A 9,880-nucleotide genomic window follows, 5' to 3' on the forward strand; every position below is an offset into this window, starting at 1 on the left:
AAGACCTGTTGCCATAGCGCATCCTCCTGGTGAGGGTTCAAGAATGCACCATGACTTCCTGGGACTGCACACCTAGTGTAAATTTGTTTTCCCCTTGATCACCCGAGGCCGCTCTGCCGGCCGAGGTGAAGGCCTGTTTGGATCAGGCCCTGGCCGAGGAGCGACCACCCGCGGCTGGCAGCGAGGTCAGTTGTCCTCGCTGTCGTTTCCCCAGTAGGCATTGAGCTTTTTTCGCAGCACCAGGATCGCTGCTGCCTCAGCCAGCGCCTTGTCCTTGCGGCGCAGCTCGCGCTCCAGTTCACGGATACGCTTCTTGTCCGCCTTGGCCTGTTCCCGCTCGGCCTGACGCTGCGCCTGGGCTGACTGCTGACCACTGATGCAGGCCTGACGCCAGGCCTGCACCTGATCGGGGTACAGGCCCTTGCGCCGGCAGTATTCGCTCAGCTCGATTTCCGACAGCGCGGCGGTCTCCAGCGCGACGGCGAACTTGGCCTCGGCCGACCAGTCATCGGGCAATTTCTTGTCTCCTGGCACGGGGGCTCCTTCAGCCTTGGCCTGTTTGCGCCAAGCATACAGGGTGACCTCGGAGATGCCTTCCTGGCGGGCCAGTTCGGCCACGGACAAGTTCAGCGGTGGCAACAGCTTCTTCAGCAGGGCGGCTTTTGGTTCAGCAGAGTAACGCGGCATTGCACAGCTCTTTCCGCCCCCAGGGTTCAGTTTGGGTGAGTCCCATCAGGCGACAACTATCCTGACACCGGGGGGCGGGCATGGATCGCCATTGGCGCCTACTCAACAGCCTGCGCGCGCTTACACAGCGCCTTGGTATGGGTCAGAGTATGGGTCAAGGCTGGATTGCCAAACCCCAGAAACGCGAAAGCCCCGGAATCCGGGGCTTTCAGCTTTCAATATGGCGGTGAGGGAGGGATTCGAACCCTCGATACGGTTTCCCGTATACACACTTTCCAGGCGTGCTCCTTCAACCGCTCGGACACCTCACCATATTTGACGTCGCTGGGGCGTTGCCCTGTCGACGGCGCACAATGTATTCGAAGCCTTTTCGAAAAGCAAAGGTTTTTTCAAATTTTTCATTGGCTTAGGGCTGCGCAGAGGCGTGGCGGGGTTCCTGCTAGACTGCGCGCCGGCAAGTGACGGAGGCGCGCATGGCGAGCTGGGACATTTTCTGCAGTGTGGTGGACAACTACGGCGACATCGGGGTGACCTGGCGGCTGGCCCGTCAGCTGGCGGCCGAGCATGGCCACCGGGTGCGCCTGTGGGTCGACGAGCCGGCGGCGTTTGTCGCGCTCTGTCCCCAGGCCGATGCCGGGCTGGCCTGCCAGGTGGTGGCCGGGGTGGAGGTCTGCCACTGGGCGGCGGACTGGCAGCCCCGGGCCCTGGCCGACGTGGTGATCGAAGCCTTCGGCTGCACGCTGCCGCAGGCCCTGGTGGCGGACATGCGCGCCGCCGAGCGCCAGCCCCTGTGGCTGAACCTGGAGTATCTCAGCGCCGAGGACTGGGTGGTCGGCTGCCATGGCCTGCCGTCGCCCCAGGGCCAGGGGCTGCGCAAGTACTTCTTCTTTCCCGGTTTCGTCGCCGGGACCGGCGGCCTGCTGCGCGAGCGCGAGTTGCTGGCGCGGCGCCAGGCGTTCCAGGCCGATGAGGCGGCGCGGCGCGCGTTTCTCGCCGGCGTCGGTGTCACCGTGCAGGCGCAGGCGCGGCTGATCTCGCTGTTCGCCTATGAGAATCCCGGCCTTGGCGAATGGCTGGATGCCCTGGTCGCCGACGCGCAGCCGACCCAGTTGCTGGTGCCGCGCGGGCGCATTCTCGGCGATCTGCGCCAGTGGCTGGGCGAGACGGCGGAGCTGGAGCCGGGGTTCGTCGCCCGCCGCGGCAATCTGCAGCTGCAGGTGCTGCCTTTCGTGTCCCAGGATGACTACGACCGCCTGCTGTGGTGCTGCGATTTCAATGCGGTGCGCGGCGAGGACTCCTTCGTGCGCGCGCAGTGGGCGGGGCGGCCGTTGCTCTGGCACATCTACCCGCAGCAGGAGGACGCCCACTGGGACAAGCTGGAGGCGTTCCTGGCGCTCTACCGGCAGGGGCTGTCCGCCGGGGCGGGGCAGGCCCTGCAGCAATTGTGGCGGGCGTGGAATGCCGGGGCGGGCATGGGGGAAGCCTGGCTGGCGGCGCAGCGGCACTGGCCGGAGTGGCGGGAGCATGCGCAGAACTGGTGCGCGGAGCAGGCCTCTCGTCCTGATCTTGCCGCTGCGCTGGAACAGTTTTACCAAAATTCGCTATCATGCGCGGCTTAGATCTTGTACCTCCAGTCACATCCGGATATTTCGCATGAAAACCGCACAAGAAATGAAGGCCAACAACGTTGCCCTGATCGACGGCCAGCCGTGGCTGATCCAGAAGGCCGAGTTCACCAAGTCCGGTCGTAACAGCGCCATCGTCAAGATGAAGCTGCGCAACCTGATCAACGGCTCCAAGACCGAGACCGTTTACAAGGCTGACGACAAGATGGAGCAGGTCATCCTCGATCGCAAGGAAGTGACCCTGTCCTACATCAGCGGTGAGGACTACGTGTTCATGGATCCGGAGTACAACTCCTATGAACTGCGTGCGGAAGATCTGGAGAGCGTCCTGCCGTTCATCGAGGAAGGCATGACCGACGTCTGCGAAGCCGTGTTCTTCGAAGGCAAGGTGATCTCCGTCGACCTGCCGACCACCATCGTGCGTCAGGTCGTCTACACCGAAACCGCTGCCCGTGGCGACACCAGCGGCAAGGTGATGAAGCCGGCCAAGCTGCGCAACGGCACCGAAGTCAAGGTGGCCGATTTCGTCAACATCGACGACTGGATCGAAATCGACACCCGCGACGGCTCCTACAAGGGCCGTACCCAGGCTCCGCAAGCCTGAGTCTGACGCGAGTACCCCAGAGCCCGGCCCAGTGCCGGGCTCTTTCGTTTCTGCGCGGCCTATCTGTCGAAGCGGGCCTGCAGCGCCTGGTCCCACGGGGGCAGCGGACCGAAGCGGTCCTTGAGGAACTCCAGCAGCAGGCGGGTGCGCGAGGCGGCGGGCTGGGGCAGGCGCAGGGCGTAGATGCCGCTGGGTTCGGGTGGCGGCAGGCCGGCGTCGCAGAACAGCGGCACCAGTTCGCCGCGCAGCAGGTGGTCGCTGATCAGCCAGGTCGGCAGGTGGGCGATGCCGAGGCCGGCGACCGCCGCGAACAGCAGGGTCTCCGCGTTGTTGGCGGTCATCCGCAGGCGCCCGGGGCGGATCAGGCGGCTCTGTCCGTCGATCTCGAAGCGCCAGGCGTGCGGCGGCGCCAGGGCATCCCAGTCCAGGCCGTCGTGTTCGGGCAACTGGCGGGGGTCGCTGGGCGTGCCGCGGCGCTTCAGGTAGTCCGGGCTGGCGCAGGCGATGCGCCGCATCGGCGCCAGCGGCGTGGCCACCAGGCGGGTGTCGGCCAGCGGGCCGATGCGCAGCACCAGGTCGACCTCGCCGAGGTGCTCGCCCTGCAGGTCGACGAAGCTGTCGATCAGGCGCAGCTGCACGTCCAGTCCCGGCCAGGCCACCAGGAACTCGGCGATCGCCGGCGCCAAGTGGCGGCGGCCGAAGGGCGCCGGGGCGTCGATGCGGATCAGCCCCTCCGGGGCCTCGCTCAGCGATACCGCCTCGGCGCGCGCCAGACGCAGCTCGTCGAGGATGCGCCGGGCGCGTTCGGCGAAGGCCAGTCCTGCCGGGGTGGCCCTGACCGCATGGGTGCTGCGCTGGAACAGCGGGCTGCCGAGGGACTGCTCGAGGGCATCGATGCGCCGCGCCACCGCCGAGGGGGTGAGCTGCTGGCGGCGGGCGGCGGCGGAGAAGCTGCCGCAGGCCAGCACATCGAGGAACAGGGCGAGCTGGGTGGTCAGGGCGTCGGGATTCATGGCGTATCTGCTTTGCAGGATCTGCACAGCCATTGTGCGTGGCTTTGCGTTTCCCGGCCAGCCATGGCTGCGTAGCATGCGCCTTTTCCGGAGGTGCCATGACTCTCTCGGTGTTCTTTCTCGATCTCGGCCTCGGCCTGCTGCTCGGCGCGCTGGGCGGCCTGTTCGGCATCGGCGGCGGCCTGCTGGCCATTCCCGCGCTGGCTCTGCTGTTCGGCCTCGACCAGCAGCTGGCCCAGGGCACGGCGCTGGTGATGGTGGTGCCCAACGTGCTGCTGGCGCTGTGGCGCTACCACCAGCGCAATCGCATCGACTGGCGGCACGCGCTGCTGCTCGGGGCGTCCTCGTTCTGCCTGGCCTGGATCGGCGCCGCGCTGGCGGTGGGGCTGGAGGCCGAGGCGATGCGTCGCGGCTTCGTCGGCTTCCTGCTGGCGCTGGCCGCGTGGAACCTGACCCAGGTGTTCCTGCGCACCGGCGCCGGCAGCGCCGGGCTGAACCGCCCCTGGCCGTGGCTGGGCGCTCTCGGCGGCGGTGCCGGGCTGGTCGGCGGACTGTTCGGCGTCGGCGGCGCGGTGGTGGCCACGCCGGTGCTGACCCTGCTGTTCGGCGTCAGCCAGGTGGTGGCCCAGGGGCTGTCGCTGGCGCTGGCGGCGCCCAGCACGGCGGTGGCGCTGGCGACCTACACCGGGCACGGCCAGGTCGACTGGGCGACCGGTCTGCCGCTGGCGGTCGGCGGCCTGCTGAGCATCGGCTGGGGCGTCCGGCTGGCCCATGCCCTGCCGCAACGGCTGCTGCGCGGGCTGTTCACCCTGTTCCTGCTGCTGTGCGCCGCGCTGCTCGGCCTCAAGGCCTGAAGCCCTCGGCGATGTGTTCGGCGAGGGCGTCGGTGACCGGTGACTCCGAGCCGGGACGGCGCAGCAGGACGATGCTGGTGGTCGGCAGCGGCGGCAGGCCCTCGGCCTCGCCGAGGATGCGCAGGTCGGCCGGGATCAGGCTCTGCAGCTGGGCGGTGACGGCCAGGCCGGCGCCGACTATCGCCAGCAGCGCCGCGAGGCTCGGGCTGCTGTAGGCGATGCGGTAGGGGCGGCCGAGGGCGTCCAGGGCGTTGCATGCCCAGGCCCGGCAGAAGCAGCCGCTGTTGAACATCGCCAGCGGCATCGGCGACTGCTCGTGGGGGCTGAAGCCGCGCGCCTCGGCCCAGACGAAGCGTTCCTGGCGCAGCAGCCGGCCGATCTCGCTGCCCGGCTCGCGGGTGACGATGCTGAAGTCGAGGTCCTGGCGCTGCAGCAACTGGTACGACGGCTCGCAGTGCACCTCCACCTGCACCAGCGGGTGGCTCTGCGCGAAGCGCGAGAGGATGCCGGGCAAAAAGCGCATCACGTAGTCGTCCGGGGTGCCGATGCGCACCGCGCCGACCATGTGCGGCTCGCGCAGGGTGGCCAGCAGCTCGCCCTGCAGCTTGAGGATGCGCCGCGCGTAGCCGAGCAGCACCTGGCCCTCGGCGGTCAGCCGTACCTGGCGGCCGTCGCGCGCGAACAGCGCGCGCTGCAGCACGTCCTCCTCCAGGCGCTTCATCTGCATGCTCACTGCCGACTGGGTGCGGTTGACCGCCTCCGCCGCGCGGGTGAAGCCGCCGTGGTCGGCGATGGCGACGAAGGTGCGCAGCAGCTCGCTGTCGATGCTCGGATAGCTCATTCATCAATCCCCGAGATGCCTGTCATCACAAGTATTCGTTGGATTGATCCTATGCCCGCGCCGAGACTGAATCCACAGGCAGAGGAGGATCAGGCGATGAAAGGGCAAATGCAGGTAGTGGGAAGCGGGCGGCTGGAGGTCCTGCCGCCCTGGTGGCGACGGGCGTGGCAGCGGGTGCGGCGCTGGCGGCAACTGGCGCGCCAGCGCCGCCAGCTGGCGATGCTGAGCGACGCGACGCTCAAGGATATCGGCCTGAGCCGTGCGGACATCTGGGTGGAGAGCCACCGGCCGTTCTGGGACGACCGGGGCTCCCGTCAGGATTAGCGCCGTACCTGCTTGAGGGTCTCGGCGATCAGGAACGCCAGCTCCAGCGACTGGTCGGCGTTGAGGCGCGGGTCGCAGTGGGTGTGGTAGCGGTCGGACAGGCCGGCCTCGGTGATCGGGCGGGTGCCGCCGATACATTCGGTGACGTTCTGTCCGGTCATCTCGATGTGGATGCCGCCGGCGTAGCTGCCTTCGGCCTGGTGCACCTGGAAGAAGCGCTTCACCTCGTTCAGGACCTGGGCGAAGTCGCGGGTCTTGTAGCCGCTGCTGGCCTTGATGGTGTTGCCGTGCATCGGGTCCGAGCTCCACAGCACCAGGCGGCCCTCGTCCTCGACCGCGCGGATCAGTTGCGGCAGGTGCGCCTCGACCTTGTCGGCGCCCATGCGCACGATCAGGTTGAGGCGCCCCGGGTCGTTGTCCGGGTTGAGGATGTCGATCAGGCGCAGCAGCTCGTCATGCTTCATGCTCGGGCCGACCTTGACGCCGATCGGGTTGCCGACGCCGCGCAGGAACTCGACGTGGGCGCCGTCCAGCTGGCGGGTGCGGTCGCCGATCCACAGCATGTGCGCCGAGCAGTCGTACCAGCCGCCGGTCAGGCTGTCCTGACGCACGAAGGCCTGCTCGTAGTTGAGCAGCAGCGCCTCGTGGGCGGTGAAGAAGCTGGTCTCGCGCAGCTGCGGAGCATCCTCCAGGCCGCAGGCGCGCATGAACGCCAGGGTCTCGTCGATGCGGTCGGCCAGTTGGCCGTACTTCTCGTTCAGCTCGGCGTTGGCGATGAAGTCGAGGTTCCACTGGTGCACCTGGTGCAGGTCGGCGAAGCCGCCCTGGGCGAAGGCGCGCAGCAGGTTGAGGCTGGCGGTGGACTGGTGGTAGGCCTGCAGCAGGCGCTCCGGGTCCGGCACCCGGCTCTTCTCGTCGAAGCCGATGCCGTTGACGATGTCGCCGCGGTAGGCCGGCAGGGTGACGCCGTCGATGGTCTCCTCGCCGGCCGAGCGCGGCTTGGCGAACTGGCCGGCCATGCGCCCGACCTTGACCACCGGGCAGCCGGCGGCGAAGGTCATGGCGATGGCCATCTGCAGCAGCACCTTGAAGGTGTCGCGGATCTTGCCGGCGGAGAACTCGGCGAAACTCTCCGCGCAGTCGCCGCCCTGCAGCAGGAAGGCGCGGCCCTGGGTGACCTCGGCGAACTGCCGGCGCAGCTCGCGCGCCTCGCCGGCGAACACCAGCGGCGGATAGCTGGCGAGGGTCCGCTCGACGCGCGCCAGGTGCTCGGCGTCGGGGTACACGGGTTGCTGCTGGATCGGCTTGCCTCTCCAGCTGTCGGGGCTCCAGGTCTGGCTCATCACTGCTCGCCTTGCGTGTGTCGGTATGCCGGCTATGGTAACCGATCGATCCGCCCGCCGGGCCGATGGTTCCGATAGAGTCCCTGCATCGAGAGGGCGGCTCTGCTAGGATGCCGGGCCATTTTTCCGGGGGCACGAGATGAGCGACTACCAGCAGCTGGCCGAGGTGCACGACGACTACGGAGTGATCCGCGTGGTGCAGTCCGGCGACTACCGCTTCCTCGAGTTCGGCGACGAGGTCGAGCAGAGCTGCAGCTATGTCCCCGATCCGGCCTGGCTGGAGTACGACTACACCCGCGCCATGCTGCTCGGCGCGCTGCTGCCCGAGCGCGCCGAGCATGCGCTGTTCCTCGGCCTGGGCGGCGGCAGCCTGACCATGGCCTGCCTGAAGTATCTGCCGTTCGCCACGGTGGAGGCGGTGGAGCTGCGCCCCGAGGTGCCGCGCCTGGCTCGCGAGTTCATGGGGCTGGCCAGCGATCCGCGCCTGAGCATCCGCATCGGTGACGCCCAGGAGCGGCTGGACGAGTGCGCGCCGGCGGACGTGATCTTCTTCGACCTCTATACCGACACCGGGCCGGCGGCGGCGCACCTCGCCTGGGGCTTTCTCGAGGCCTGCCGCGCGCGCCTGCGCCCCGGTGGCTGGCTGGTGATCAACCAGTGGAGCACCGCCGACGGCAAGCCGCTGGGCGCGGCGCTGCTGCGCGGGTTGTTCCGCCGCAGCTACTGGGAGATCCCGGTGAGCGACGGCAACGTGATCCTGTTCATCCCGGCCGACGACGGGCAGGAGCTGGACGAGGAGCGGCTGCGCCAGCGGGCTGCGGCGCTGGAGGGGGCGCTGGGCTACTCCCCGGATCGGCTGATCGCGGCGCTGCGGCCGGCGAGCTGAGCGCGCGGTGGGGAGGCTTTGGCAGGTGCCCGGGCAAAAATAGCGCGACTCGGCACGCATTTTGCGTTATGATGCGCGCCAGCTTTGCTACGCGCTCTTGTGGAACCGCTTTTTCCGCAAGCGCGGCTTCTGCTGTGCGTCCGTCCCCACGGACATTTCTTGACGAACTATCCTTTCACGCGATTTCGCAAATCCCCGCCGACCAGGCTGCCAGGGTGACCCCACGGGTCTTGCTTTTGGCTGGCGCAGCGCTGGCCATGGGTCTTTGCGGATTACACGAGGCAAATACCCATGACCGAATCCATCGTTGGCGGCTTCGCCGCGCTCAATCTTCATCCGGCCGTGCTGTCCGCGATCACCGCGGTCGGCTACGAAGAGCCGTCTGCCATCCAGGCCCAGTCGATCCCGGTGATCCTCGCCGGCCACGACATGATCGGCCAGGCGCAGACCGGTACCGGTAAGACCGCGGCCTTCGCCCTGCCGATGCTGTCGCTGCTCGACCCGAGCCGCCGCGAGCCGCAGATCCTCATCCTCACCCCGACCCGCGAGCTGGCCCTGCAGGTCGCCGCCGCCTTCGAGCGCTACTCCAGCGACATGGGCAGCGTGAAGGTGGTGGCGGTGTACGGCGGCGCGCCCATGGGCCCACAGCTCAAGGCCCTGCGCCAGGGCGCCCAGGTGGTGGTCGCCACCCCCGGCCGCCTGTGCGACCACCTGCGTCGCGACGAGAACCTGCTGAACAGCGTCCAGCGCCTGGTGCTCGACGAGGCCGACGAGATGCTCAAGCTCGGCTTCATGGAGGACATCGAGGCGATCTTCCAGGCCCTGCCGGAAAGCCGCCAGACCGTGCTGTTCTCCGCGACCCTGCCGGCGTCGATCCGCGCCATTGCCGAGCGCAACCTGAAGTCGCCCAAGCACGTCAAGATCGCCAGCAAGACCCAGACCGTCGAACGCATCGAGCAGGCCCACCTGATGGTGCACGCCGACCAGAAGCAGGCCGCCGTGCTGCGCCTGCTCGAGGTCGAGCAGTTCGACGCGCTGATCGGCTTCGTGCGTACCAAGCAGGCCACCCTCGACATCGCCGAGATGCTCGAGCGCAACGGCTACCGTGCCGCCGCGCTGAACGGCGACATCGCCCAGGCCCAGCGCGAGCGCGTGGTCGAGTCGCTGAAGAACGGCGTGCTGGACATCGTGATCGCCACCGACGTGGCCGCCCGTGGCCTCGACGTGCCGCGCATCACCCACGTGCTGAACATCGACATGCCGTACGACCCGGAGTCCTACGTGCACCGCATCGGCCGTACCGGCCGTGCCGGTCGCGAAGGTCGTGCCCTGCTGCTGGTCACCCCGCGCGAGCGCCGCATGCTGCAGGTGATCGAGCGCGTCACCGGGCAGAAGGTCGCCGAGATCAAGATGCCGGATGCCGAAACCGTGCTGGAAGCGCGTCTGCAGCGTCTGGCCAACAGCCTCCAGCCGCTGCTGGCAGACGCCGAAGCCAGCCGCGGCCAGGTCTGCGCCGAGCTGTGCCGTCGCCTGGAGTGCACCCCCGAGGTGCTGGCTGCCGTACTGCTGGCCAAGCAGACCCAGGGCCAGGCCCTGGATCTGGAGGGCGTGCGCCGCGAGCAGCCGCTGGCCCCGGCTCCGGCCCGCGAGCGTGCGCCGGCTGGCGAGCGCGGCGAGCGTGCTGGTGAGCGCAGCGGCGAGCC

At 68.4% G+C, this 9,880-nt stretch carries 8 protein-coding genes, 1 tRNA gene and 2 pseudogenes; 6 read left to right on the forward strand and 5 right to left on the reverse strand.

The genetic code is table 11. The features are described 5' to 3' along the window. Positions 1-175: 175 nt before the first annotated feature. Together E5198_RS18540 and E5198_RS18545 are read right to left on the reverse strand one after the other, a co-directional pair. Positions 176-687 (reverse strand): annotated as a pseudogene (locus E5198_RS18540) (transposase); the annotation flags it as partial. 221 nt (positions 688-908) lie between these two features. Continuing rightward, positions 909-998 (reverse strand) — tRNA-Ser (locus tag E5198_RS18545). Positions 999-1,160: 162 nt separating this feature from the next. Between E5198_RS18545 and earP the strand changes: the two genes are divergently transcribed. Both earP and efp read left to right on the forward strand, forming a co-directional pair. After that, positions 1,161-2,306 carry an elongation factor P maturation arginine rhamnosyltransferase EarP gene (earP, locus tag E5198_RS18550; RefSeq protein WP_136491431.1) on the forward strand — a complete coding sequence of 382 codons (1,146 nt, stop codon included), beginning with the start codon at positions 1,161-1,163 and terminating at the stop codon, positions 2,304-2,306. 34 nt (positions 2,307-2,340) lie between these two features. Then, on the forward strand, positions 2,341-2,916 hold the full coding sequence (gene efp, locus E5198_RS18555; RefSeq protein WP_136491432.1) for an elongation factor P: 576 nt from the start codon (positions 2,341-2,343) through the stop codon (positions 2,914-2,916). Positions 2,917-2,975: 59 nt separating this feature from the next. Here the strand turns inward: efp and E5198_RS18560 are convergent, their stop codons facing one another. Next, entirely contained in the window at positions 2,976-3,929 is a 954-nt protein-coding gene (locus E5198_RS18560) for a LysR family transcriptional regulator (protein WP_136491433.1), read from the reverse strand. A 98-nt stretch (positions 3,930-4,027) separates the two neighbouring features. Between E5198_RS18560 and E5198_RS18565 the strand changes: the two genes are divergently transcribed. Next, complete coding sequence (locus tag E5198_RS18565; protein WP_136491434.1) at positions 4,028-4,783, forward strand: sulfite exporter TauE/SafE family protein; 756 nt, start codon at positions 4,028-4,030, stop codon at positions 4,781-4,783. On the opposite strand, the gene E5198_RS18570 is transcribed toward E5198_RS18565, so the two are convergent. Continuing rightward, positions 4,773-5,624, reverse strand: coding sequence for a LysR substrate-binding domain-containing protein (locus E5198_RS18570; protein ID WP_136491435.1), 852 nt, complete (start codon positions 5,622-5,624; stop codon positions 4,773-4,775). The genes E5198_RS18565 and E5198_RS18570 overlap by 11 nt on opposite strands. A gap of 108 nt (positions 5,625-5,732) precedes the next feature. Here E5198_RS18570 and E5198_RS18575 point away from each other — a divergent pair, with 108 nt between their 5' ends. Further along, positions 5,733-5,948 (forward strand): DUF1127 domain-containing protein, encoded by a 216-nt coding sequence (locus tag E5198_RS18575; protein WP_256659193.1) that lies wholly within the window; start codon positions 5,733-5,735, stop codon positions 5,946-5,948. Here the strand turns inward: E5198_RS18575 and E5198_RS18580 are convergent. Beyond that, positions 5,945-7,291: a class II 3-deoxy-7-phosphoheptulonate synthase gene (locus E5198_RS18580; RefSeq protein WP_136491437.1), complete on the reverse strand. Its 1,347-nt coding sequence runs from the start codon at positions 7,289-7,291 to the stop codon at positions 5,945-5,947. The genes E5198_RS18575 and E5198_RS18580 overlap by 4 nt on opposite strands. 139 nt (positions 7,292-7,430) lie before the next feature. On the opposite strand from E5198_RS18580, the gene E5198_RS18585 reads away from it, so the two are divergent. Continuing rightward, positions 7,431-8,177, forward strand: coding sequence for a spermidine synthase (locus E5198_RS18585; protein WP_136491438.1), 747 nt, complete (start codon positions 7,431-7,433; stop codon positions 8,175-8,177). A gap of 257 nt (positions 8,178-8,434) precedes the next feature. Then, positions 8,435-9,880: pseudogene (locus tag E5198_RS18590) on the forward strand (DEAD/DEAH box helicase); the annotation flags it as partial.

The organism is Pseudomonas sp. A-1 (assembly GCF_004801855.1).
Taxonomy (GTDB): Bacteria; Pseudomonadota; Gammaproteobacteria; order Pseudomonadales; family Pseudomonadaceae; genus Geopseudomonas.